Annotated in this window: 24 protein-coding genes; 3 read left to right on the forward strand and 21 right to left on the reverse strand. The window is 40.9% G+C overall.

What is annotated here, in order from left to right; translation table 11 throughout:
• Nucleotides 1–64: 64 nt before the first annotated feature.
• The 12 genes from CVT14_RS05655 to CVT14_RS05715 form a co-directional block, all read right to left on the reverse strand.
• On the reverse strand, nucleotides 65–1,237 hold the full coding sequence (locus CVT14_RS05655) for a CCA tRNA nucleotidyltransferase (protein ID WP_107849904.1): 1,173 nt from the start codon (nucleotides 1,235–1,237) through the stop codon (nucleotides 65–67).
• On the reverse strand, nucleotides 1,197–1,637 hold the full coding sequence (locus tag CVT14_RS05660) for a CiaD-like domain-containing protein (RefSeq protein ID WP_199907325.1): 441 nt from the start codon (nucleotides 1,635–1,637) through the stop codon (nucleotides 1,197–1,199). The genes CVT14_RS05655 and CVT14_RS05660 overlap by 41 nt, the downstream gene beginning before the upstream one ends.
• Nucleotides 1,619–1,864 (reverse strand): hypothetical protein, encoded by a 246-nt coding sequence (locus CVT14_RS05665; protein WP_002941772.1) that lies wholly within the window; start codon nucleotides 1,862–1,864, stop codon nucleotides 1,619–1,621. The genes CVT14_RS05660 and CVT14_RS05665 overlap by 19 nt, the downstream gene beginning before the upstream one ends.
• Complete coding sequence (leuB, locus tag CVT14_RS05670) at nucleotides 1,861–2,928, reverse strand: 3-isopropylmalate dehydrogenase (RefSeq protein WP_107849906.1); 1,068 nt, start codon at nucleotides 2,926–2,928, stop codon at nucleotides 1,861–1,863. Before leuB ends, CVT14_RS05665 begins: the two co-directional genes overlap by 4 nt.
• 9 nt (nucleotides 2,929–2,937) lie before the next feature.
• Nucleotides 2,938–3,423 (reverse strand): 3-isopropylmalate dehydratase small subunit, encoded by a 486-nt coding sequence (locus tag CVT14_RS05675; RefSeq protein WP_107849907.1) that lies wholly within the window; start codon nucleotides 3,421–3,423, stop codon nucleotides 2,938–2,940.
• Nucleotides 3,424–3,521: 98 nt separating this feature from the next.
• Entirely contained in the window at nucleotides 3,522–4,415 is an 894-nt protein-coding gene (locus tag CVT14_RS05680) for a DUF4299 family protein (RefSeq protein WP_107849908.1), read from the reverse strand.
• 10 nt (nucleotides 4,416–4,425) lie between these two features.
• The gene (locus CVT14_RS05685) at nucleotides 4,426–5,025 is read right to left on the reverse strand and encodes a LysE family translocator (RefSeq protein WP_107849909.1); all 600 of its coding nucleotides are present in this window, start codon (nucleotides 5,023–5,025) and stop codon (nucleotides 4,426–4,428) included.
• 296 nt (nucleotides 5,026–5,321) lie between these two features.
• Nucleotides 5,322–5,813 carry a DUF1877 family protein gene (locus tag CVT14_RS05695; protein WP_107849911.1) on the reverse strand — a complete coding sequence of 164 codons (492 nt, stop codon included), beginning with the start codon at nucleotides 5,811–5,813 and terminating at the stop codon, nucleotides 5,322–5,324.
• A gap of 83 nt (nucleotides 5,814–5,896) precedes the next feature.
• On the reverse strand, nucleotides 5,897–6,943 hold the full coding sequence (locus tag CVT14_RS05700) for a type II asparaginase (RefSeq protein ID WP_107849912.1): 1,047 nt from the start codon (nucleotides 6,941–6,943) through the stop codon (nucleotides 5,897–5,899).
• An 85-nt stretch (nucleotides 6,944–7,028) separates the two neighbouring features.
• A complete protein-coding gene (locus tag CVT14_RS05705) occupies nucleotides 7,029–7,364 on the reverse strand; it encodes a branched-chain amino acid transporter permease (RefSeq protein ID WP_002942137.1) in 336 nt (111 codons plus the stop codon).
• Nucleotides 7,361–8,023: an AzlC family ABC transporter permease gene (locus tag CVT14_RS05710; protein ID WP_107849913.1), complete on the reverse strand. Its 663-nt coding sequence runs from the start codon at nucleotides 8,021–8,023 to the stop codon at nucleotides 7,361–7,363. The genes CVT14_RS05705 and CVT14_RS05710 overlap by 4 nt, the downstream gene beginning before the upstream one ends.
• Nucleotides 8,024–8,118: 95 nt before the next feature.
• Entirely contained in the window at nucleotides 8,119–8,970 is an 852-nt protein-coding gene (locus CVT14_RS05715) for an MBL fold metallo-hydrolase (RefSeq protein WP_087582419.1), read from the reverse strand.
• A gap of 296 nt (nucleotides 8,971–9,266) precedes the next feature.
• Between CVT14_RS05715 and CVT14_RS05720 the strand changes: the two genes are divergently transcribed.
• The gene (locus CVT14_RS05720; protein WP_107849914.1) at nucleotides 9,267–10,010 is read left to right on the forward strand and encodes a tetratricopeptide repeat protein; all 744 of its coding nucleotides are present in this window, start codon (nucleotides 9,267–9,269) and stop codon (nucleotides 10,008–10,010) included.
• A gap of 121 nt (nucleotides 10,011–10,131) precedes the next feature.
• Here the strand turns inward: CVT14_RS05720 and flgG are convergent, their stop codons facing one another.
• Nucleotides 10,132–10,920 carry a flagellar basal-body rod protein FlgG gene (flgG, locus tag CVT14_RS05730; RefSeq protein ID WP_002942100.1) on the reverse strand — a complete coding sequence of 263 codons (789 nt, stop codon included), beginning with the start codon at nucleotides 10,918–10,920 and terminating at the stop codon, nucleotides 10,132–10,134.
• Nucleotides 10,921–10,935: 15 nt separating this feature from the next.
• Nucleotides 10,936–11,745, reverse strand: coding sequence for a flagellar hook-basal body protein (locus tag CVT14_RS05735; protein WP_103573002.1), 810 nt, complete (start codon nucleotides 11,743–11,745; stop codon nucleotides 10,936–10,938).
• 150 nt (nucleotides 11,746–11,895) lie between these two features.
• Here CVT14_RS05735 and rpoD point away from each other — a divergent pair, with 150 nt between their 5' ends.
• Entirely contained in the window at nucleotides 11,896–13,749 is a 1,854-nt protein-coding gene (rpoD, locus tag CVT14_RS05740) for an RNA polymerase sigma factor RpoD (protein WP_087580910.1), read from the forward strand.
• A 468-nt stretch (nucleotides 13,750–14,217) separates the two neighbouring features.
• On the opposite strand, the gene CVT14_RS05745 is transcribed toward rpoD, so the two are convergent.
• The 7 genes from CVT14_RS05745 to CVT14_RS05775 all read right to left on the reverse strand — a co-directional run bounded on the left by CVT14_RS05745 (nucleotide 14,218) and on the right by CVT14_RS05775 (nucleotide 21,549).
• Nucleotides 14,218–14,973 (reverse strand): flagellin, encoded by a 756-nt coding sequence (locus CVT14_RS05745; protein ID WP_021089544.1) that lies wholly within the window; start codon nucleotides 14,971–14,973, stop codon nucleotides 14,218–14,220.
• A 138-nt stretch (nucleotides 14,974–15,111) separates the two neighbouring features.
• On the reverse strand, nucleotides 15,112–16,404 hold the full coding sequence (hisD, locus tag CVT14_RS05750; RefSeq protein ID WP_021089536.1) for a histidinol dehydrogenase: 1,293 nt from the start codon (nucleotides 16,402–16,404) through the stop codon (nucleotides 15,112–15,114).
• Entirely contained in the window at nucleotides 16,401–17,252 is an 852-nt protein-coding gene (locus CVT14_RS05755) for a pyridoxal-phosphate dependent enzyme (protein WP_021089592.1), read from the reverse strand. The genes hisD and CVT14_RS05755 overlap by 4 nt, the downstream gene beginning before the upstream one ends.
• Nucleotides 17,245–18,336 carry an OmpA family protein gene (locus tag CVT14_RS05760; RefSeq protein ID WP_035170084.1) on the reverse strand — a complete coding sequence of 364 codons (1,092 nt, stop codon included), beginning with the start codon at nucleotides 18,334–18,336 and terminating at the stop codon, nucleotides 17,245–17,247. The genes CVT14_RS05755 and CVT14_RS05760 overlap by 8 nt, the downstream gene beginning before the upstream one ends.
• Nucleotides 18,333–19,646 (reverse strand): MotA/TolQ/ExbB proton channel family protein, encoded by a 1,314-nt coding sequence (locus tag CVT14_RS05765; protein ID WP_107849915.1) that lies wholly within the window; start codon nucleotides 19,644–19,646, stop codon nucleotides 18,333–18,335. The genes CVT14_RS05760 and CVT14_RS05765 overlap by 4 nt, the downstream gene beginning before the upstream one ends.
• A gap of 4 nt (nucleotides 19,647–19,650) precedes the next feature.
• Nucleotides 19,651–20,715: a class II fructose-bisphosphate aldolase gene (fbaA, locus tag CVT14_RS05770; RefSeq protein WP_021089549.1), complete on the reverse strand. Its 1,065-nt coding sequence runs from the start codon at nucleotides 20,713–20,715 to the stop codon at nucleotides 19,651–19,653.
• Nucleotides 20,716–20,730: 15 nt separating this feature from the next.
• A complete protein-coding gene (locus CVT14_RS05775) occupies nucleotides 20,731–21,549 on the reverse strand; it encodes a peptidylprolyl isomerase (RefSeq protein WP_009294116.1) in 819 nt (272 codons plus the stop codon).
• Between the two features lie 94 nt (nucleotides 21,550–21,643).
• Between CVT14_RS05775 and nth the strand changes: the two genes are divergently transcribed.
• Entirely contained in the window at nucleotides 21,644–22,276 is a 633-nt protein-coding gene (gene nth, locus CVT14_RS05780; RefSeq protein ID WP_021089509.1) for an endonuclease III, read from the forward strand.
• Nucleotides 22,277–22,419 lie beyond the last annotated feature (143 nt).

Raw genomic sequence — 22,419 nt, forward strand, 5'->3', positions numbered from 1 at the left:
TGCCTTAAAAAGTGTTATAAACTGGCTCATTTTAGCCAAAATGGGCTTTTAAGAGTTTTAAAGATTAAGATTTTCTAAATTTGCGCTTGGCTAGATAGTTTGAAATTTCAAGCTCCTGTCTGCGTTTTATCTCAGCTGCTATCATCTCGTTTTTAAAGCCAGCCGCCAAGATCTCTCTCACATCTATCTTTGGCTCAAATTTACTCTCATAGACCCCAAGCTCTTTTGCACGTTCTATGCGCTCTTTATTATAAGCTCCAAGCCACGATTTTACAGGCATATTTAGAGCGATTTGTAGTAGCTCGCTATCGCTTGGCATAGCATTAAAAAATGGCTCTTTTAAGATAGAAAAGTAGCTCTTTGGCAGGCGCATTTTTTCTAAAATTTCCTTTGCATCAAGCTCAAATTTGCCAAAAAGCATATATAAAAATAGCCGCTCATCATTTACGAAATTTCTGGCGCTCTTTAGCTCAGCTAAGAACTGATCATTTTCACAAATTTGCACGCCAAAAATTTGCTCAAAAAGTGAAAGTTTAAAAAGATAAAACGCCCCTTTTTCAAGATGCTCTGAGCGAAAAAATTTAATAAGCTCGGTATTTATCCTATCCTTGCTTAGATGCGCTAGATCAAGCGTTTTCATAAGCTCTAGCGTCTCATCATCTATGCTAAAATCAAGTCTCGCGCTAAACTGCACGCCACGTAGCACCCTTAGCGGATCTTCTTTAAATTTCTCACCATCGATGTGCCTTAGCGTCTTGCTCTCAAGGTCCTTTTTGCCGCCATGAAAGTCTAAAATTTCACCGTTAAAGATGTTCATCATCATGGCATTTACTGTAAAATCACGCCTAAGACTTGCAAGGCTAGGATCGTTTATGTAGCTTACAGCAAAGTCTTTGTGCGAATTTCCGGTCTTGCTCTCGCTTCGTGGCAAGCCAAGATCGTAGTTTTTGTATTTGTAGATGAAGTAGCTTTTGCCAACACCGCTAGCTTTTATGCTAGTCATTAGCCCATCAAATTTAAGAGGCTCTATGTCATAAACTTCGATGTCATAGTCATAAATTTCTCGCCCCAAAAGCGCGTCTCTTACGCAGCCGCCGACTAGATATACACGCTTGCTAAATGGGGCAAATAGCGATCTAAAAAAGTCTAGTTCGCTATTTTTGTAAATTTCTGTCCCAGTTTTTACCTCAAATTTATTATTTTGAGAGATTTTGGAGTCTATTTTCGATGTTTGCAAGGGTAAATTCTAAAAATTTAGTCGTTAGCTCGAGCCTTTGGCTAAGATCTTGCTCGCTAGTTTGCTTAAGCCCTTCAAAAAGCACCTCGATGCGTTCAGCAAGGTTTGCTAAGAAAATTTCCTCCTCGCTTATCTCCCTGCTCTTTGGTGAAATTTGTGCCGCCTTTGGCTCTGGCTCGCTTTGCACACTTGACACGCTTAGCACGCTTGCCTCTACTTTTGGCTCTTCAAGCGCATGCTCTTCTTCAGATTCTATTGCCAAAAGCTCTTTTTTTAGATTCTCCCTTTCGAGCTCTTCTTGCTTTTTGTTTTGCAGTGCCTCTATCTTTTCAAGCTCGGCACTAACCTCACTAATAGCCATCCTAGCGATATCATCAAGCTTCATAATCTTATCAACCACCTTTTAAATTCATTTATCTCTTCGTCACTTTTCATCCTGATAAAAAACTCTTTCATCTGCTCATTTTTTATCACGCGCTCCTTGCGAAGTCCGCTAAGTCGGTTTATCGCGCTAAGGGCGTCCTTATTTGATGGGTCTTGTTTTAAGATGTTCTTGTAAATTTCAAGCGCGTCATCTTTTAGCCCTTGAGCCTCGTAGATCAGTGCTTCAGTGATTGTGTTTTTCATTTTTTGATAAATCCTGCTATCACATCGCCTATCTCGCTTGTTGAGCAAACCTCAACTGCGTTAAAAGCGGCGATATCTTTTGTTCTATATCCCTTTGCAAGCGCTGTTTTTACGGCACTTTCTATCGCGTCCGCTGCCTCGCTCTCGCCAAATGCGTATCTTAGCATCATCGCTGCACTTAAAATAGTCGCGATTGGATTTGCTACGCCCTGCCCTGCGATGTCTGGCGCTGAACCGTGGATAGGCTCATAAATTCCAACTTTACCGCCCATACTAGCACTTGGTAAAAGTCCTATCGAGCCACAAACCATGCTCGCTTCGTCGCTTAAGATGTCGCCAAATAAATTTTCAGTAAGTATGACGTCAAAATTTGCTGGCGCTCTTACTAGCTGCATCGCTGCGTTATCGACATACATAAAACTAAGCTCTACTTCAGGATAGCCTTTTGCCACCTCGCTAGTCACCTCGCGCCAAAGCTGGCTTGTCTCAAGGACATTTGCCTTATCGACCATGCAGACCTTTTTCTTGCGAAGCATAGCCGTCTCAAAGGCGATCTTTGCGATGCGCTCGATCTCAAATTTAGAATAAACCATCGTATTAAACGCTCTATCTTCGCCTTTTTCACGTGGCTGTCCAAAATAAAGCCCACCAGTTAGCTCACGAACCACGACAAAATCAACGCTCTTTAGTACCTCTGGCTTTAGCGTGCTAGCATCCACTAGCTCGTCAAAGATGATGGCTGGGCGTAAATTTGCATAAGCTTCTAGCTCTTTTCTGATCTTTAAAAGCCCGCTCTCTGGTCTTAGGTGTCTTGGCAGGCTGTCCCATTTCTCGCCGCCGATCGCTCCAAAAAGCACAGCGTCGCTACTAAGTGCTGAGCTTAGCGTCTCATCTGGCAGTGGCTCGCCAAAAACGTCGTAGGCTGCGCCACCCATGAGCTTGTAATCATACTCAAATTTGATACCAAACTCAGCACTTACGACGTCTAAAACCTTTATCGCCTCGTCGATGATCTCAGGGCCGATGCCATCGCCTTTTATAACGCAAATTTTATAGTTTTTCATCGCCGCCCCTTAGTTCATCTTCGCTTTTGCGTACTCAATAAGGCCGCCAGCGTTTAAAAGCTCTTGCATAAATGGCGGGATAGCGTTAAATTTATACTCTTTTTTTGTGCTTTCATTTATGATGACGCCGTTATCTACGTCGATCTTTAACGTATCGCCCTCGTTTATCTCATCACTCTCTTTTATCTCAAGTATCAAAAGCCCTGTGTTAAAGCTATTTCTGTAAAAAATCCTCGCAAAGCTCTTAGCCACAACAGCTGCTATGCCAGCCTCTTTTAGCGCTAATGGGGCGTGCTCTCTTGAGCTGCCGCAGCCAAAATTTTCGCCAGCTACGATGATGTCGCCTTTTGCTATTTTTGAGCTAAATTTAGGATCAGCGTCTTCCATGATATGTTTTGCTAGTTCTTTTTCATCTGAAGTGTTTAAATATCTTGCGGCGATGATAATGTCAGTGTCGATGTTATCGCCAAATTTCCAAACTTTGCCTTGTTTCATTTTTAACCTTTAGTTTTGTAAATTTGGGCTGATTTTAACCAAAAGAAGCTAAATAAATAATCAAAAAGCCAAATTTAGTGCGCCTAAAAGCCCTAAATTTAAGCCTTTGCCCTTTGTAAAATCTCTCTCATCTCATCTTCACTGAGTGGCTCAACAAGCACGTTTGCAGCGTCGATGAAGTGGTATTTTTCTTTTGGTAAATTTGCCATGAAAGCTCCATACTCACACTCATCAAACACGTGCGCGTCACTATCATCCACGCCCACAACTAGCGTAAGCACCCAGCGTGAGACCTTGCGATCCCCAAGCGCCTCTTGTGCCTGCCACGACGGAGATGGAGCATAAGGCAAGATGGTCGGTAAATTTTCACTAAGCGTATATGCGCCAAAGATTTCGTTGCCGTCTTTGTCTTGATAGAGGTGCTCTTTTGCGCTGTATGCGTCAAGATACTGCACCTGTCTCATCATCTCATCAAATTTAGCCGCAGGGCTGGCACTAGCAAAAATTTCATCTACCATAACCGCGTCAAACGCCACGTCTCGCTCCACGCCAGAGATGTAAAGCGTTTGATTTTTCTCTTTTATATCTTTTAACGCTTCAAGCCCCCACATGATGTCAGCCTCGTAGTCAAATTTTAAAATTTGCTCGCTATCATAAATTTTTTCGTTGTCGCACTCTATTTTTGAGCCAGTTTGGGCCGAGAGCTTTGAGAGTAGCTCAAGTGCGATCTGCCAGTCGCCGACGCCACTTGGAGTATAAACACGCACGATATACTCGCCATCTTCGTAGTTTAGCTCAAAGCCACGAACGCTCTTTTGCCACACGCCTGCTATCATCACGTCAGCGCCAAGCTCATTTGCGCTTGGCTCCTCTTGCGCGCTGTTAAAAAAGAAAAGCCCCTCAACAAGAGCCGAAATTTCACGCTCACTAAGCGCCCTTGCATATCCGCCAAGCAGCTTCTTTTTGTTTTTTACACTAAATGTCAAACTCATAAATTCTCCTTTATCTAAATAGTAAAAGCACGCCGATCGTGCAGACGATGATGGCAGTGCAAATTTCAAGTAGTCTTAGGTGCGTTTGTAAAAATTTCTTTAGCATAGCTCCGCCAAGTGCATAGATATTTAGCGCACAAAACTCGATGAAAACTAGCGTTACGGTGATAACGCACATGCGAGTGAGACTAAATGGGGCGTCTTTGTCCAAAAATGTAGGCAGCAAGGCTGAGAAAAATATCCACGCCTTTGGGTTTGAGACGCTAACGATGAGGCCGTTTATAAACATCTGCTTTTTGCTTGGCAAATTTGAGACATTTGTGATGCTAAGCTCGCCCTTGCCAAAAAAGAGCATCACGCCAAGATAGAGCATATAAAGGCCTGCGATGATATTTAGCGCCTTAAATGCGTACTCAAAATGATGTAGCACCACTCCCACGCCAAGCATGCAGCTAAACGAGACAAAAGCGATCGCTAAAAGCTGCCCAGCCATCACGAAAAACGAGTGTTTGTAGCCAAGGCTCATGCCAACGCTCATGGCATAGGTCATGTTGATACCTGGCATCATGGAGATCGGGAAAATCGTGACAAAAAAGAGCAAGAAATTCATGAAGCGCCTTAAAAATTTAGTGAAATGCTAAATCAAAATCTATAAATTTATGATAAAAGAGCGCTTTATTGGCAAATTTAGCCTGCTTTTGGACGTGAGAAATTTGGCTTTTGGTGCTAGGAATATAAATTTAATAAATTTAGCGCAAAAACAAGGGCGATTTTGTGTGTATTTCACAGCCTATATGGCAAATTTAGCTTTTGATATAAAGGCACTCTATAAATTTATTTGCCTTCAAAGCTAGCTAAATTTAAACCACAAAATAGCCCCACTAAAAAATTTATAAATTTAGAAATTTAGGCTATTACTATCAGCACGCCAAGCCCATTACTCGCGGCTTTTTGATAAAAATTTAAAAGCCCGGCAAAATGCTCTTTTAGCTTTTCTTTTATTTCTTCAAATTCGCTCTCGCACCCAAAAATATCAGGATATGTCTTTGAACTAGCAAATTCTTTCAAATTTATCTTTGCTAAAAGTGCGTTGATATCAACATTTTTCAACATCTCAGCCACCTCTTTTACATCCGAAGCGTTAGCATAAGAGATCATCTCACTTAGCTCTTCGTTTAGCGCACTACGCCCAAAAATAGCCCAACTAAAAGGTTCTTTTGAGCTAAAAATATCGCCAGCCTTAAGCCTCTCCTGAAAATTTGTGCCAGTTAGCATCTTACACATCGCGTCCCACATCTTGTCCATATCGTATTCGTCCAAAAGCTCGCCGACGTCGCCATTTTTGATCTTTTCTATATCATCTTGCGAGTAGGCGTAGTAGTGCGCGCTAATACCCATTTTAGAGCCTTAAATTTAATGTGAATTTAAAAAAAGAGAGGGCGGAGCTATAAATTTAATAGTTCCGCCACGAGAATTTAAGCTTAGTGAGTTAAGAAATACTCTTGAATTTTAGCTTTGTCGCTTGTTTTTGTAAGAGCAAGCATCAAAAGCACCCTAGCTTTTTGAGCGTTGAGATTGTCGCTTGTTAAAAAGCCGTATTTTGCGTCATCGACTTCGCCGTTCATAGTTGTCTCGCCACTTCCCACGCGTGAGTCACGAACTACCACTACGCCAGCTTTTGAAGCCTCGCCAAGAGCCTCTAACACGCTAAAATAAGGGTTGCCATTGCCAAGACCAGCGCTAACTATACCTTTTGCGCCGTTTTTAACAGCTACATTTACAAAGTCAGGATTGTCATTTGCGTGAGAGTAGATGATATCAACTCTTGGAAGCTCTTTTACGCCAGTTAGGTCAAATGCTGAGCTTGCTGTGTGTTTTCTGAGCGGATTCATATAGTATTTTACGTTGCCATAAAAGACTGTGCCGATCTTGCCGCTGTTTGGTGATTTAAATGTATCAACGCCTGTTGTGTTAGTTTTTGTCACCTCACGAGCCGCGTGAATTTCATCATTCATAACAACTACAACGCCCTTGCCTACGCTATCTTTGCTGATAGCTACATTTACAGCGTTAAATAAATTTAGTGGGCCATCAGCACTTAGTGAGCCGCTATTTCTCATCGCACCTACAAGCACGACTGGCTTGTCGCTTTTAACGACTAAATTTAAGAAGTAAGCTGTCTCCTCCATAGTGTCTGTGCCGTGAGTAACGACGATACCATCAGCTTTGCCGCTATTTAGAAGTTCATTTATTCTATTTGCAAGCTTAAGCCAAACTTCGTTGTTCATATCTTGTGAGCCGATATTTGAAATTTGCTCACCTTTTATGGTAGCAATCTTGTTGATATCTGGCACGGCTGCGATAAGTTTATCGACCGTAACAGTTCCAGAAGTATAGCTTGAGTCAAGCGAACCTGAGCCGCTTCCTGCTATCGTTCCACCAGTAGCTAGGATGTAGATGGTTGGCTTAGCAACCGCTAAAGTAGCACCTAAAATCATGAGTAACACCGCCTTAAAGATTAAACGCATTTTAGCTCCTTTGCATTGAAATTTGCTAGAGCATTATAACGTCCTTTATTTAAAAAATTTATTAATTTTCAAAATTTATATTTATTTAAAAAATTCTTATCAAAAGCATATAAATTCCAGTTGAAACGACTATGCTAAGAAGGGCATTTTTGAATTTCAAATGCACCAAAACAGCCGTAAAAACCGCCACTATCTCGCTTAAGCCGTATGGAAACTCGCTAAATTTCGTATCTTTTAGCCCGTAGCAGACCAAAACGACCATTATCATCATACCCATGTGCTTTTCAATGGCGTCTAAATAAGGGTTTGGCTTATAGTTTCTTAACGCATAAAACGGCGTTGCCCTCGTTATAAAAGTAGCCAAGGCGCTTAAAAGCACCGCCACAAAAAGCACCATCTCGCTTGAGCTTACACTTATCAAATTTTATCCTTAAACAAAAGCAAAAATACAAAACAAAGCGCCATCGAGCCAACAAGCACAAATTTAGCTGGAAAGAGGCTCACTCCAAGCACGCCAAAAAAGACCGCCGCAAAGAGCACGCGGTAGTTTTTATCATTTTTAAACATCTCGATGACGACCACTATAAAAAGCGCTGTTAAGCTAAACTCAAGCCCCCTTGTATCGGCCTTGATAAAGTCACCAAGTATCGCTCCAAGAAGCGTCCCAGCCGCCCAGTATGACCAAGAAAGCACATTTAGCCAGGTAAAGACAAAGCTTCGATCACTAGCCTCTTTTAGCCCCAAATTTTTAAATATCGCAAAGGTCTCATCTGTTAGCAAAGCGATGTTTAAGAGCTTAAATTTGATCCCGCTATACTCTTTTAAAAGTGAAATCCCATAAAAAGTGTGGCGCAAATTTACAAGATAGCTCACGATAAATACCTCAACGTAGCTCGTGCCCACGCTAAAGAGCGAGAGCATCATAAACTGCGCTGCGCCGCCGTATGCTAGCGTACTAAGCGCCACAGCGATAAATGCGCTAACGCCCATGCTTTTTGCCAGCACGCCAAAGGCGACACCAAGCGGGAAATAGCCCATAAAGATAGGAATAGATAGTTTAAAAACGTAGTTAAATGTCAAATTTTACCTTCATAAAAAAGCCGAAATGTTAGCAAAAATTTAAAAATTTTAAGATAAGGGCTAGAAATTCTAGCCTTGTAGGGTAAAATTTGAGATTAAAATTTGATGATCTCGCCGTCATTTGGGATAGTGATCTTGCTCTCTATACCTTCTTTTTTAACAAATTCACGAAGATCCTTACGGCTTACACTTGTGTGATTTACGGCGTCCATATGCACTGCAATGATAGTCGCGCCATTAAGCACTTTTGCAGCGTGAGCTACGTCGGCTTTGCCCATTATGATACCGTTGTCAGGAAATGCTAGCACGCGAGCGTCGCCCGTATTCATCACGACCACACTAGGATTAAATTTGTTTAGAGCCTTATTTACGTCCGCAGTCCAAAGTGTATCGCCCATGACGTAAAGCGTTTTGTGCCCCTTTGCCTCAAACACGACGCCCATCGCATCGCCCGAAATAGCAGCAAACTGCTTGTTTTCATACATCTCTGCTGTGCCGTGAGCGCCGCCTGCTTTATATAGTTTCACTCCTTTAAATTCAGCCGATTCGTCTAGCACTCTTACGTCTTTAAAGCCTTGCTTTTTGATTAGCGCCGCATCATCGTTATGCTGAGCAAAGATAACGATATTTTTAGGTAAAATTTCAGCCGCGACCTCATCCCAGTGATCAGGATGCGTGTGCGTAACGATGATCGCATCGACGCCCTTATACACCTCTTTTGCATCCATAGGAAGTTCTATCAAAGGATTTCTAAGGTGTGAGTTTAGCGTCCCCTCAAAGCCAGGATATTTACCCTTTGGTGCAAGATACGGGTCGAGCAAAAAGTTCACTCCCGCGTAGTTTATCTTTGCGGTAGCGTTTCTGATATGCTGAAAGCTGTCTTGTGCGTTTGCCACGCCAAATCCCAAAAATAGGGCGACTAAAAATAAAATTTTGTTTATTTTCATTATTTCTCCTTGTAAAATTTACTAACTAAAAATACCAAAAAAGGCTAAAAATATATTTAAAAGAGTTGAATTTCTGCACTTTGGGATTTTACGATTTTGATTTTATGGTTTGCAGGTTTTTTGGCAACGTACATAAGCCACCTACGATTGAAGGATGTTTAGCTTTAAAATTAAAGAATAAAAAGCTGTAGCGATCTTATAACTCAAATTTAACCATAAACGATAATGAGAAATATGTTTACTATAAATTTAAAGCTTTTTATCTAAACTTATTTAAATTTTTAAAAAGGCAGGCAATGAAAAAGATCGTTTTACTTTTATCTTCTGCGGCTCTTTTGTGGAGTGCAAATTTAGACCAAAAATCGCTTGAGACAAAGTGCGAAAAGGCTGATACCGCAAGCTGCTACGAGCTTGGAGCTATCTATCAAGAGAGCAAAAACTACCAAAAAGCGGGCGAGTTTTACAAAAAAGCTTGCGAGCTAAAACACGCAAGTGCTTGCAGTAGTGTAGGCGTACTCTACGACATGGACTATATAAAAGATGTAAATAACAAAAATGCAGCCAAATTTTACCAAAAAGGCTGCGAGCTAAATGACGGCTTTGGCTGCGCAAGGCTTGGCTTTGTCTATACGCTAGATAAAAACTATCAAAAGTCAAAAGAGCTATTTTTAAGAGCTTGCGAGCTAAAAGATGGCGACGGATACTACGGACTTGGGCTTTTATACTATGACGGAAATGGCGTAGAGCAAGATGCCAAAAAGGCAAAAGAGCTCTTTGAAAAAAGCTGCGATCTGGGTCATGCTGCTGGCTGCAATAGCCTTGGCATGATGCTTCATAGCGGAAAATATGTAGAAAAAGATCAAAAAAGAGCTAGCAAACTCTTCATAAAAGCTTGCGAAATGGGCTTTGCAGATGCTTGCCATAACCTTGGGGTTATCTATTTTGAAGCAAAAGGAGATAAAAATTTAGCTAAAAAATACTTTGGCAAGTCCTGCGAGCTAGGCAACGACGAAGACTGCCAAATTTACAATGCTCTATAAATTTAATGCACCTGACTTTTTGGACCCTTGCCCTTTGGGGTCCTGTCCGAAAAGTAAAAAACATCAAGCGTAAAAGCAATGAGTATAAGTCCAACAATAGCCAAAGTCGCGTCCATATCACCTACCTTTTAAGTCCATTTACTATCTCTAACATCGAGTCACTCGTAGTTATCGCCTTTGAGTTTGCCTCGTATGCGCGCTGACCTGTGATAAGATCAGTCATCTCTTCAACAAGCTGAACGTTACTCATCTCGACAAAGCCTTGTCTAATGGTGCCAAGTCCGTCAAGGCCAGCCACACCTACCACCACGTCGCCACTAGCACTTGTTTGGAGGTAGTTATTATCGCCCATTGAGTGAAGGCCGGCTGGGTTTATGAAATTTGCTAGCTCGATCTGACCTATCTGAGCCATGTCTGTTTCGCCAGCCTGAAGCACTGAGACGGTGCCGTCTGTGCCTATTGAAATTTGCGTCGCATTTGCAGGGACTGTGATCTGAGGGATGAGCTGGTAGCCGTCGCTATTTACGATCGTGCCGTTTGCATCAAGCTTAAATGCGCCGTTTCTAGTATAAGCCGTCGTGCCGTCAGGGAGCTGAATTTGAAAAAAGCCGTTGCCAGCTATGACCATATCTAGGTTGTTGCTAGTCTCTTTAAAGTAGCCCTGAGAGAAAATTTTATTTATTGCTGTTGGGCGCACGCCAAGACCTACTTCGATGCCTGTCGGGCTTGTGGTAGTCTGGCTCGTAGCCGTGCCTGCGTACTCCATGACTTGATACATAAGATCGGCAAATTCAGCCCTATTTTTCTTATATCCATAGGTATTTACGTTTGCAATGTTGTGTGAGGTTACGTCTATCTGCGTCTGCTCGGCGATCATGCCAGTGGCCGCAGTGTAAAGTGATCTCATCATAGTTTTATCCTTTTATTAAGCTTTTAGGGCTAGTTTTTGAACAGCATCTTGGTTAAGGTCAGTCATGTGGCTTGTCATAACCTTTTGATACATATCAACTAAGCGTTGGGTTTCTATTAGACCCACCATTTCTAAGACTGGATTTACATTTGACATCTGAGCGTAGCCTTGCATCACGCTATCAGCCTCGTCAAGCTCGGTTATGTCGTCAAAATTTCTACTCTCAAAGAGATTGTCTCCGACTTTTTTTAGATCTCTTATCTCTCTTGGCTGAGCGATGTAAAATTTAGAAAATTGATTGTTATTTGAGTATAAATTTCCATTTTTATCAGAGGTTAAGACCTCGCCTTGTGGCACTTGGATGCCTCTTTGACCAGGATTTTGCGCTTCATAGCCACTTGGTAGCACCCTGTAGCCCTCTTTTGTGACGATGTAGCCGTCGCCGTCAAGACTAAAAGAGCCATTTTTGCTAAGTTTTACGCCATTTGGAGTATCGACTAAGAAAAAGGCATCGTCTCTTTTTATCGCAAAGTCAAGTGTGTTTGAGCTGTATTTAAAGCCGCCAGCGCTAAAGTCGGTGTATTCTTCGCTCACTTGTGGCACACGATCAAGCGTTCTATTTAGAAATTTAGCTCCGTCTTTTGTGTGATTTTTAAGCGGGAGCTCATCTTGCGTCTCTTTAAAAATTCTCGCAAAATCGCCGATGACTACGTCGTTTCGTTTGTAGCCGATCGTATTTACATTTGCAAGGTTGTTTGAGATGACATTTAGTCTGTTAAACTGCGTTACCATGCCAGCAGTGGCTTGATAATAACCATTTTGCATAAATTTTCCTAATCAAAATTTGATTTTTTAGAATTACTAAGCAATCATCGTTCCAACTTTCTTTTTATACACTTTTTAAAAATTTTGGGTATAATCCACTTTCTTTTAACCAACACTTAAATCACAATGATACGATTTGAAAGGAAATTTATGAGCGCCGCAAAAGACTCTTTTTCTCAGATAGAAGAGCTTTTTGTTGAAAATGCAAAAGGCTTTTTGACATACGAAAAATTAGTAAAATTATTAGACAAAGCTCCGACGGCTACGGTAGTAAAGAAGATAGAACAACTCGCAAAAACAAACAAAGTCCAGCTCATCACATCTGCTGAGGCTGCAAAGCTTAGAAATTTAGCTGACGCTAAAAAACGTCAAGAAAATGCTCAAAAAAGCGATCAAGATATCGACGAAGATCTCGATCTTTCAGGCGAAAGCGACCTTTTAGAGTGGTCAAGATCAGATAGTCCAGTAAGGATGTATCTAAGAGAGATGGGTCAGATCGCGCTTCTTACAAAAGAAGAAGAGGTGGAGATCAGCAAGAGGATCGAGCTTGGCGAAGATATCATCATCGATGCATTTTGCTCGGTGCCGTTTTTGATCGATTTCATACTTGATTACAAAGAGCCGCTTATTAACAGAGAGCGCCGTGTAAAAGAGCTTTTTAAAAGCTTTGAAGACGAGAGCGAAAACGAAAATGAAGATGGCGAAGAGGATATAGACGAAGAGGATGAGGAGAACGAAGAGAACGAAACTCCTAAAAAATCAGCCAAAAACGACAAACGCGCAGAAAAAGTTATAGAGAGCTTTAAAGCCCTTGAAAAGGCTAAAAAAGAGTGGCTAAAGACCGCAAACAAGCAAGATAAGGTAGAAAGTGACGACACAGCTTCAAAGATGACGCTTGCGTTTAAAAAGAAAATTTTAAAAGAGAAGCTGATGGACCTTGGCCCAACAAGTAAGCTAATCAGCGAGATCGTAAAATCAATGGAGACAGCTCTGAAAAGCGACGATGAATTTGACAGAGAGCTAAAACGCTTAGAGTATCGCTTACCGATGTTTAGTGACGAGCTAAAGAAAAATCACAAAAGCATACTAAAAGATATCATCAAACTTAGCAAAGAAGAGATCGCAGCTCGCGTGCCAGAGGCTACGATGGTATCGACATACGTCGAGATCAAAAAGCTTTTTACGACAAAAGAGGCTAGCAAACAAGGCTTTGACCTTGAGCCAGCAAGACTAAAAGAGATTTTAGAGCAGATCAAACGCGGAAAGAAAATTTCAGACGAAGCAAAAGCTAGAATGGCTAAGTCAAACCTCCGTCTAGTCGTAAGTATCGCAAAACGCTATACAAACAGGGGCTTGCCATTTCTTGATCTCATCCAAGAGGGCAACATCGGTCTTATGAAAGCGGTTGATAAATTTGAATATAGAAAAGGCTATAAATTTTCAACATACGCAACATGGTGGATACGCCAGGCTATCTCGCGCGCGATCGCCGATCAGGCAAGGACGATTAGGATACCTATCCACATGATAGAGACGATAAACCGTATCAATAAAATCAACCGAAAATACCTCCAAGAAGAGGGAAAAGAGCCTGACGTAAGCGTCATCGCAAAAGAGGTCGGACTAAGCGTTGATAAAGTAAAACAGGTGATCAAGATCACAAAAGAGCCTATCAGCCTTGAAGCTCCGATCGCAAACGAAGAAGACGGTAAATTTGGTGATTTTGTTGAAGACAAAACTTCACTATCACCGATAGATCAAATTTTAAAAAGTGACCTTAGAGAGCAGATCGACGATGTGCTTTCACAGCTAAATGAGCGCGAAAAAGCGGTTATTTCGATGAGATTTGGTCTGCTTGAAGATGAGAGTGACCGCACACTTGAAGAGATCGGCAAGGCGCTAAATGTCACTCGTGAACGCGTCCGCCAGATAGAAAGCTCAGCTATCAAGAAACTAAAACACCCAAAAGTTGGTAGAAAACTCAAAAACTACATCGAGGGCTAACAAGCCCTACCCTTTGGGCATCTGTATCTAAACTCTTTTAATTCTAAATTTATACTCCAATCTAAAATCAAGTTATTTTCGCAACCAAAGCATCAAAAGAGATAAGCAAAAAATTTAATGTTTTTGTAATAGAGTTTTGCCCTACTTTAGTGCATATACTCTTGCTTTAACGGCTTTTCTTTTGGTAAATTATTAGCGTCTATACCATTTAAAGGACTTTCTCTTTGAAAAATTTATAGCATCCATACTCAAAAATTGTTTTAAACATTGCATATAGCTCTCATCTTAAAGTATAATTAATCTAACCTTCGTTTTGAGGGTACACTTGATATAGCAATAGAGCAAAAGAGGCACACTTGTTATAAAATTTCAAACGAGAAATATCAAATTTTTGGTTTGCAAATATATTCTAAAATCAAAAAGTAAAGCACAAAAAGAGAGTTTTACCGGCACAAGACCGGTAAAAATTTATTCTCCTAGAAGTTTATCTAGTTTTGCAGCCAAGCTAGTAGTATCGTGAGCTTTAGCCAAAGAGGCAGCATGTAGCTTTAAATTTGCTTGTAAATTTTCTTCCAAGCTCTTTGCGATGTCGCTGCTATCAAGGTTCTCTACGCTATTAGCATTTGCTACGCTTCTAGCAGCTAGAGCATTCATGCCCTTAAATACAGCATTTTGTGTCGAGCCGATCTCTGAGCGAAGTGAATTTATGTTTTTCAAGATATCGCCAGAATTTGAGCCATCCTCTTTAACATTTAAAAGAGCATTTGTGCTTAAATTTATATTTTTTGTGCCCTCACCTGTGAAAAAGCCAAGCTCGGCGTCAAAAACGTTTTTGCCGTTAAATTTAGCCTCTTTTACACTGTCGCTCATCGCATTTTTAAGCGCATTTATCTCGCCTTTTATGCCCTTTTGCTCGTTAGCTGAAAGAGCTGGGTTTGAAAGCTTGCTTGATAGCTCGCCGATCTTATCCGCACTCTCACTTAAATTTAAAAGCGTTGAGTCGGCGATCTGAAGCATACCGATCATATCGTTTGCATTTGCCATGCCCTCATTTAAGACATTTGTTTGTGAAAGTAAGCTCTCTGCGATTTGCAAATTTGCACCTGATGCTTTGATCTCACTATTTGCAGAGATGGCGTTTAGCGCCTTTTTCTCGCTATTTTTAGCTTGATCTAAATAATAGTTTCCTGAAGCCTGGTTTGCAGTATAAGTTCCTAACTTCATATCAACTCCTTTTTAATAGTTTTGAGATGGATTTTACTATAAATTTCATAAAAAGTTGCAAAAATATTTCTTAAAACAAAAAATATTTTTAAAAAGATTTTAGAAAATCTTAAATTTTCTAAAATCAAATTTCATTTTTTAATCCTCTAACCTCACGGCGATTGATCTTTTATGAGCCGTTAATCCTTCGGCTTCGGCTAGCTGCATGCATGGTTTGCCAAGGTGCATGATGCCTTTTCTGCTAACTGAGATGATAGAGCTTCGCTTCATGAAATTTTCAACTCCAAGCGGCGAGTAAAATCTCGCACTTCCTCCAGTTGGCAAGGTGTGGTTTGGTCCAGCGATGTAGTCGCCCATCGCTTCAGGCGTGAAGTGTCCAAAAAATATCGCTCCAGCGTGTTTTACCTCGTCCATATAGCTCAAAGCGTCGTTTGTAGCGATCTCTAGGTGCTCCACAGCAAGCTCATTCATCAGTTTAAAGCACTCCTCTAGGTCTTTTGCGACGATGATAGCAGCTTTATTTCTCATGCTAGCACTTGCGATTGGTTCTCGTTTTAGTGTTTTTAGCTCGTCCTCTATGTGTCTTTGCACTGCCCTTGCAAAGGCCTCCACTGGCGTTATCAAAAAGGCACTCGCGATCTCGTCATGCTCGGCTTGTGAGAGTAGATCGATCGCTATGTGGCGAGGGTCAGCACTATCATCAGCGATCACGCCTATCTCGCTTGGACCTGCGATCATATCGATATTTACGTCACCATAAACTAGTTTTTTAGCAGTCGCTACGTAAATGTTGCCAGGTCCTGTGATGACATCGACCTTTGGCACGGTCGCTGTGCCGTAAGCCATCGCTGCGATCGCACTTGCACCGCCTATTTTAAAGGCTGTTTTGATGCCACATAGATGCATCGCAGCAAGAAGTAGAGGATTTACCTTGCCGCCTGGCGCTGGGGTGCAAACTACGATCTCTTTTACGCCTGCAACGACTGCTGGGATAGCATTCATGAGAAGCGAGCTAGGATATGCCGCCTTGCCGCCTGGGATATAAAGACCAGCGCGATCAACTGGGGTGTATTTTGCGCCAAGTAAGATGTCGTGCTCATCCTTATAGGTCCAGTCGCTTGGTTTTGTGCGCTCATGATAGCTTTTTATCCTGTCGTGAGCTAAATTTAGAGCCACTCTTAGGGCGTTATCTAGCGAATTGTAGGCCGCTTCCATCTCTTTTACGTCGATTATTATGTCGTTTTTGCTTGTGACATTAAATTTATCAAATTTACTTATCTGCGTAAAAAGTGCGCTATCGCCATCTTTTCTTATCTCGTCTATGATGCCTGTAACCACTGGCATCACGGCACTCATGTCATTGTCACTTCGCCTAACAAGCTGCGAAAATTTACTCTCAAAGTCAGCGTCGCTGCTGTGTAAAAACTTCATTTATGATCCTTTATTTTTAGTTTTCTCTCATATCTTTGTTTTTGTGTAATGTTACCCAAAATTCCGCCCTGGTGGATATATAAAATTTCGCTCCCAAGCTTATCTAAATTTGCAAAAAGCGTCATAAAGCCCACCGGGTCGTAGATAAGCTCAAATTCTACGCCACTTTTGCACACTTCAAGCCAAATTTCATAAAGCTCTTTGTATAAATTTCCAAAATGATACTTCTTTGGGGGATTTAAAATTTGCACTTTGCTATCTTTATCTAGCTCGTAAATTTGCTTTTTTAGATAGTCGCTATCTCCTACGCAAGGGGCTGTAAATACCCTAAGATCGGTATGCTTTGCTAGGTAGCATGCACTTGTGCCAGTGCCTGAGGGCAAGAAAATGTCAGGCCTTATGCCACTTTTTTTGCTCCACTCATTTATCTCACGTGCCTGCGTGATAAAGCCAAGCTCAGCCTCACTCTGCGCCACGCCCTCGTTTATAAAGAGCGCATTTTGACTCTTTGCTAGCTCTTTAGCAAATTTCTCACGCTCCTCTTTTACAAAAATTTCCATGCCATTTTCAAGTGCAAATTTGAAATTTCCAACTGGATCTTGCTCTAAATTTGAGCTTAGATGAGAGACAACGTAATAAAATTTAAGCCCTTTTAGCTTGGCAAAAAGACTTAGACTATACATCGCGTTTGACTGGCTTGAGCCGTGAGATACGATGGCTTTGATGTCGCCAAGATCGGCCTTTAAAAAATACTCTAGCTTTCTTGCTTTGTTGCCGTTAAACTCACCAAGCAAATCATCTCTTAAAAGCCAAAATTCTCGCCCTCTTAAGCGAATTTTATCAATCACCCTTAAACTCCAAAAATTTCTCTATCTCGTTGATAGCCTCTTTGTTTGAGAGTGAAAATTTGATCTCTATGCGCCTTGAAGCGTCCTTATCCTCGGCTCCGTCTTTAAAAACTAGCTCGTTGTAGCTTCGCCCACTTGCGACAAGCAGCTTTCTAAGGCGCGCATCGTCGCTAAATGAGTTTATAAACTCCATCACCGCGTAGGCTCTTTTTTGCGAAAGCTCTAGGTTATAAATGTAGCTTCCATCGCTATCTGTAAAGCCCTCTATGACGATCTGATCGATATTTGAGGCGATCTCTTTATCATTTAAAAGCACGTCAAAATACTTACTAAGCGTGGCCTTTAACTCCTCTTTGACCTCTTCTTTTAAAACCGCACTGCCCTTGTCAAAAAGCACTGATGAGCTAAGCTTTAGCGCGCCTGAGTTTGGGTCGATCTCGATGCTAGATCCTAGCCTATCTTTTAGGGCGGAGATCACTTTTACCCTTATGCCAGTTAGATTTTTGACCCTGTCACGAGTGACGTTTAGATCCCTTAAGAGCTCGTCATATCTAGCCTCTTTTTTGCTCACTTGCTCGAGCAAAAAGGCGATCTTGGCTAAATTTTTCTCGCTGCTTGCATTTGCGTCGCTAAGCGCTCTATCTTTTGATGAAATTTCATCATTTAGCACGATCATTTTTTGGTTTAGATCAAAAATGCTGGCATTTAGCTCTTTTATGCTCGCATTTGCGTCTTTGTTTTCGTTTATGAGCTGGGCTAGCTTTTCTTTTAGGGCGTCTATTTGGATGACAAAAATTTCATTTGATTTTTTTAAATTTATGTTTTCGTCGCTTATCTTTGAAAGCTCGCTTTTTAGGGCGTCATTTAGCTCTTCAAGGGTGAAATTCTTACCCTGAGCGTCTTTTAAATTTGCTAGTGCTGTGATGATGGCTTGCTCTTTATTTTCAAGGGTGTTTTGAGTTAGGACGTATTTTACGACGACAGCGCCTATTAGCAGCATAAAAACAAAGAGCAGACCCGCCATCAAGTCCGCATACGAAACCCAAAAGCTCGATTGATCTTCGTTATTTTTGTCTATTTTCATTGCACTAGATTTTCAATCTTTTCTATTACAGAATTTGCTTCTTTATCGATCTCGTTTATGTTCTTCTTAAGCTCAGCAATGAGGCTCTCGCGCTCTTTTTCACGCTCCAAGCTCCTGCCCTCTTGCTCATAAGCCGCCTTAAATATCGTCGCACTCTCCACTAGCGAGGTTCTAAATGCCTTTAGTGCCTCGTTTTGCTCTTTCATCAAAGAGAGAGAAAATTCTTTTAAAATGGCGTCAAAACTCTTGATAGTCTGCTCGAATTTAAGCTGGCTCTCTTTTGTAGCGTTTAAATTTCTACTAAAAATTTCGCCAAGCTTTGCATGCTCGGTTAAAATTTTAACCTCCATATCTTTAAAGGCATTAGAAAACGCGCCAACTGCCTTTAATATATCGGAGTGGATTTTTACAAATTCATCTTGTTTTAGCCCAGATTCATTTAGCATTTTTAAACTTGCACTAAGCTCAGCCTTGCTTTGACTGATGATATTTTTTTCAACCTCGCAAAGCTCTTTTAGGCTGTTAAATTTCTCATTTACCTGATCGTTTAAATTTCTTAAAAATTTATCGTCAAGTACCATTTTAAAAGCGTCATGACTATCTTTAAAGTAGCCTACACTTGCCTTCATGAAATTTACATTTAGCTCATTTTCCTGCCAAAAAAACTCACGGCTTAACTCTTTTTGCTCGCTGTAAAATCTCTCAAATTTACTAATGCCGATCTTTTCAAAAAACATCCACCAAAGCGCTAAAAATATGCCATATATCGATACATAAAATGCCGTAGCCACGCCATTTAGCAGTATAGCAATCTCTTTTTCAAGTCCGTTTGCAGTGCTTGAGCTAAAGCTTGGCATAGAGATAGCGATACTGATAAATGTGCCCAAAATTCCAAGCATAGGAAAGACTGCTTGGCCGATGTTTGCTAGGTTGTCATTTCTAAAATTTCTTGTATAGCTCTCAAAAAAATCTTCAAATTTAGCGTTTGCCTTTTTGACGCTTGAAATTTCAAAGAGATGAGCGATGATAAATTCTTTTAGTCTTATCTTATAGTCTTTGGCATTTGCTAAAAAATTTGAGTAAGCTACTAAGGCGCTATGGCGTGAAAATATAAACGCCACAAAGAGTATAACGCCCATCATCACGATGGTGTGAAGCTTCATCTGAAAATTTATAACGCCAAGATAGGCTAGTATCGCCAAGATGTAGATAGCTAAAGGGATAAAGATAACTTTAAAAAAGACAACGAAAGAGTGAGCTTGGCGCTCTTTTGGCACGCTTAGCTCACTAAAATCATTTTGATTTTGCATAGGATTAGTTCCTATTTAGGCAGTTTAAGTCGCTAAAAGCAGTCTGAAGACGCTTAACCATGCTCTCCTCGCCACTTCTTAGCCATTTCCTTGGGTCGTAGTATTTTTTATTTGGCTTATCATCGCCCTCTGGGTTGCCGATCTGCCCTTGCAAGTATGCTCTATTTTTGGCCTCATACTCGCGCACGCCGTCCCAGAAAGCCCACTGAGTATCGGTGTCGATGTTCATCTTGATAACGCCGTAACTTACAGCATTTTTGATATCTTTTAGCTCGCTGCCACTTCCGCCGTGAAATACAAAATTTACTGGCTTGTCGCTTTTTGTGTTAAATTTCTTAGCGACATAGGCTTGTGAGTTTTTAAGAATTTCTGGTCTTAGCACGACATTACCCGGTTTATAAACGCCGTGAACGTTACCAAAACTAGCTGCAATGCTAAATTTATCGCTTATCTTACTTAGTCTTTCATAAGCAAGCGCGACGTCCTCTGGCTGAGTGTAAAGAAGTGCGTTATCTACGCTTGTGTTATCTACGCCATCTTCTTCACCACCAGTGACGCCAAGCTCGATCTCTAGGCTGATGCCAAGCTCGCTAAGCTCTTTTAGATACTTCTCGCATGTGCTTAAATTCTCTTCCAAGTTCTCTTCGCTAAGATCAAGCATGTGAGAGCTAAAAAGTGGCACGCCGTGAGTTTTTTTATACTCATGACTTGCTTTTACTAGCTCGTCTATCCAAGACAAAAGCTTTCTAGCAGCATGGTCAGTGTGTAAAATGACTGGCACGCCGTAAGCACGAGCTAGCAAATGAACATGCTTTGCTCCAGCGATCGCACCAAGAACGGCTGCGTTTTCGCAGGCTTTACCAGCGTAAAAACCTGCACCGCCATTACTAAACTGAACGATAACAGGCGAGTTAGCAACCTTCGCTGCCTCTAAAACAGCATTTACTGAGTCGCTGCCTACGACATTTACAGCAGGTATTGCAAAACCTTGCTCTTTGGCATAAGCATAAAGTTTTGTTACATCATCTCCGCTTAAAACACCAGGTTTTACGATATCTAAAACGCCCATTTTATCCTCCAAATTTTATTTGTATTCTATCTTTGCTTTTTGGCGTAGAGCTTCACTTTTTTGTCTAACAGCAGCTTGGAATTTCTCCATTTTTACAGCTTGCTCGATCTCTGGTTTTGCTTGTTCAAAGCTTACAGTGCCAGCAGCTTTGCCATCTTCTTTTAAGATAACGTGGTAGCCAAACTGAGTTTTAACTGGCTTAGTTGAAACTGTGCCATTAGCCATTGAAAATGCTGCGTCTGCAAAAGGTTTTACCATTTGGCTTTGACCAAACCAGCCAAGCTCGCCACCGTGTGCTGCTGAGCCTTTGTCGATTGATTTTTGGCTTGCTAGCTCTGCAAATTTCTTAGTTAGCGCCTCGCCTTTTAAATTTTTAAGTTGAGCGATGATATCGTTTGCTGTTTTTTCATCTTCAACTAAGATATGTCTTGCTCTTGCTTGAGCTGGTTGGTTCATGCTAGCTTTGTTTTTGTTGTAAAAATCTCTTAAATCGCTATCGCTTACTTTTATGCCGTCAAATAATTTTCTCATATAAAGTTCAACTGCGATACCTTCTTGTGCAGCTTTTACAGCCTTGATGTAATCAACATCTTTTTCAATGCCTGTCGCTTTTGCGTCTTTTAAAAGAAGTTTTCTGTTGATTAGATCGTCGATTATACGTTTTTTCTCATTTGGTTGAAGCTTGCTAGCGTCAAAACCTGGCATAGCCGCTGATAAAAGTGCTGAGATATCGCTATCATTTATAGCATCGCCATCAACTGTTGCAACTACTGCTGCGTTTAGAGTGACAGCTGCAGCTAAACTTAAAACTGCTGGAAACAAAAATTTTTTCATATAAATCCTTTAAAAAATTGATTTTATGGGCAAAATTATATCAAATAATGCGGTAACTTTTCGTTTAACTTGCAATTTTAGGTAAAATAGCCAAATGAGAACAAAAAAAGATATTTTAGAGATAAAAAAAAGGCTTTTAGAAGAGTTTAAAGATGCCAAAAGCGAGCTTCAGTTTAGAAATTTATATGAACTTCTTGTCTGCGTCATGCTCTCAGCTCAGTGCACAGACAAAAGGGTAAATTTGATCACACCTGCCCTATTTGAGGCATATAAAGATGTTTTTGAGCTAGCTAGTGCAAATTTAGCCAGTCTAAAACTCATGATAAACTCATGCAGCTTTTTTAACAACAAAGCGGTAAATTTGATCAAGATGGCAAACAGCGTAGTCGAGCTTTATAACGGAGAAATTCCGCTTGATGAAGAGAAGCTAAAAGCCCTTGCTGGAGTTGGGCAAAAGACCGCTCATGTCGTGCTTTTAGAGGCAACAAATGCAAACGTAATGGCTGTTGATACGCATGTTTTTAGAGTATCACATAGACTTGGCTTAAGTAGCGCAAAGACGCCAGAAGCGACCGAAGATGATCTAAGTCTTGCCTTTAAAACCGATCTTGGCAAGCTTCATCAAGCGATGGTTCTTTTTGGACGCTACACCTGCAAGGCTAAAAAACCACTTTGTTTTGAGTGTATATTAAGTGATCTTTGTAAGAGCAAAGATAAGGTGATATAGATAAAATTTGCTAGAAATTTCTAGCAAATTTTACTTTTTTATGAGTTATATTTTTTAACGATACCACGAACGACTTTTTCTATAAAAAGTGCAGAAGCTACTTCACAGTGCTCTCTTGTAGAGTGCGGTGAGTAGATGTTTGG

The sequence above is a fragment of the Campylobacter concisus genome (genome assembly GCF_003048445.1).
GTDB classification, from domain to species: Bacteria; Campylobacterota; Campylobacteria; order Campylobacterales; family Campylobacteraceae; genus Campylobacter_A; species Campylobacter_A concisus_BF.

What these genes read in the sequence shown, in the direction of transcription:
- CVT14_RS05675 (WP_107849907.1), bottom strand. Translation starts at nt 3,423, where the DNA reads ATGAAACAAGGCAAAGTTTGGAAATTTGGCGATAACATCGACACTGAC.
- CVT14_RS05700 (WP_107849912.1), bottom strand. Translation starts at nt 6,943, where the DNA reads ATGCGTTTAATCTTTAAGGCGGTGTTACTCATGATTTTAGGTGCTACT.
- CVT14_RS05765 (WP_107849915.1), bottom strand. Translation starts at nt 19,646, where the DNA reads ATGCAAAATCAAAATGATTTTAGTGAGCTAAGCGTGCCAAAAGAGCGC.
- fbaA (WP_021089549.1), bottom strand. Translation starts at nt 20,715, where the DNA reads ATGGGCGTTTTAGATATCGTAAAACCTGGTGTTTTAAGCGGAGATGAT.
- nth (WP_021089509.1), top strand. Translation starts at nt 21,644, where the DNA reads ATGAGAACAAAAAAAGATATTTTAGAGATAAAAAAAAGGCTTTTAGAA.
- CVT14_RS05665 (WP_002941772.1), bottom strand. Translation starts at nt 1,864, where the DNA reads ATGAAAAACACAATCACTGAAGCACTGATCTACGAGGCTCAAGGGCTA.
- CVT14_RS05685 (WP_107849909.1), bottom strand. Translation starts at nt 5,025, where the DNA reads ATGAATTTCTTGCTCTTTTTTGTCACGATTTTCCCGATCTCCATGATG.
- leuB (WP_107849906.1), bottom strand. Translation starts at nt 2,928, where the DNA reads ATGAAAAACTATAAAATTTGCGTTATAAAAGGCGATGGCATCGGCCCT.
- flgG (WP_002942100.1), bottom strand. Translation starts at nt 10,920, where the DNA reads ATGATGAGATCACTTTACACTGCGGCCACTGGCATGATCGCCGAGCAG.
- hisD (WP_021089536.1), bottom strand. Translation starts at nt 16,404, where the DNA reads ATGAAGTTTTTACACAGCAGCGACGCTGACTTTGAGAGTAAATTTTCG.
- CVT14_RS05735 (WP_103573002.1), bottom strand. Translation starts at nt 11,745, where the DNA reads ATGCAAAATGGTTATTATCAAGCCACTGCTGGCATGGTAACGCAGTTT.
- CVT14_RS05680 (WP_107849908.1), bottom strand. Translation starts at nt 4,415, where the DNA reads ATGAGTTTGACATTTAGTGTAAAAAACAAAAAGAAGCTGCTTGGCGGA.
- CVT14_RS05775 (WP_009294116.1), bottom strand. Translation starts at nt 21,549, where the DNA reads ATGAAAAAATTTTTGTTTCCAGCAGTTTTAAGTTTAGCTGCAGCTGTC.
- CVT14_RS05720 (WP_107849914.1), top strand. Translation starts at nt 9,267, where the DNA reads ATGAAAAAGATCGTTTTACTTTTATCTTCTGCGGCTCTTTTGTGGAGT.
- rpoD (WP_087580910.1), top strand. Translation starts at nt 11,896, where the DNA reads ATGAGCGCCGCAAAAGACTCTTTTTCTCAGATAGAAGAGCTTTTTGTT.
- CVT14_RS05745 (WP_021089544.1), bottom strand. Translation starts at nt 14,973, where the DNA reads ATGAAGTTAGGAACTTATACTGCAAACCAGGCTTCAGGAAACTATTAT.
- CVT14_RS05760 (WP_035170084.1), bottom strand. Translation starts at nt 18,336, where the DNA reads ATGAAAATAGACAAAAATAACGAAGATCAATCGAGCTTTTGGGTTTCG.
- CVT14_RS05715 (WP_087582419.1), bottom strand. Translation starts at nt 8,970, where the DNA reads ATGAAAATAAACAAAATTTTATTTTTAGTCGCCCTATTTTTGGGATTT.
- CVT14_RS05695 (WP_107849911.1), bottom strand. Translation starts at nt 5,813, where the DNA reads ATGGGTATTAGCGCGCACTACTACGCCTACTCGCAAGATGATATAGAA.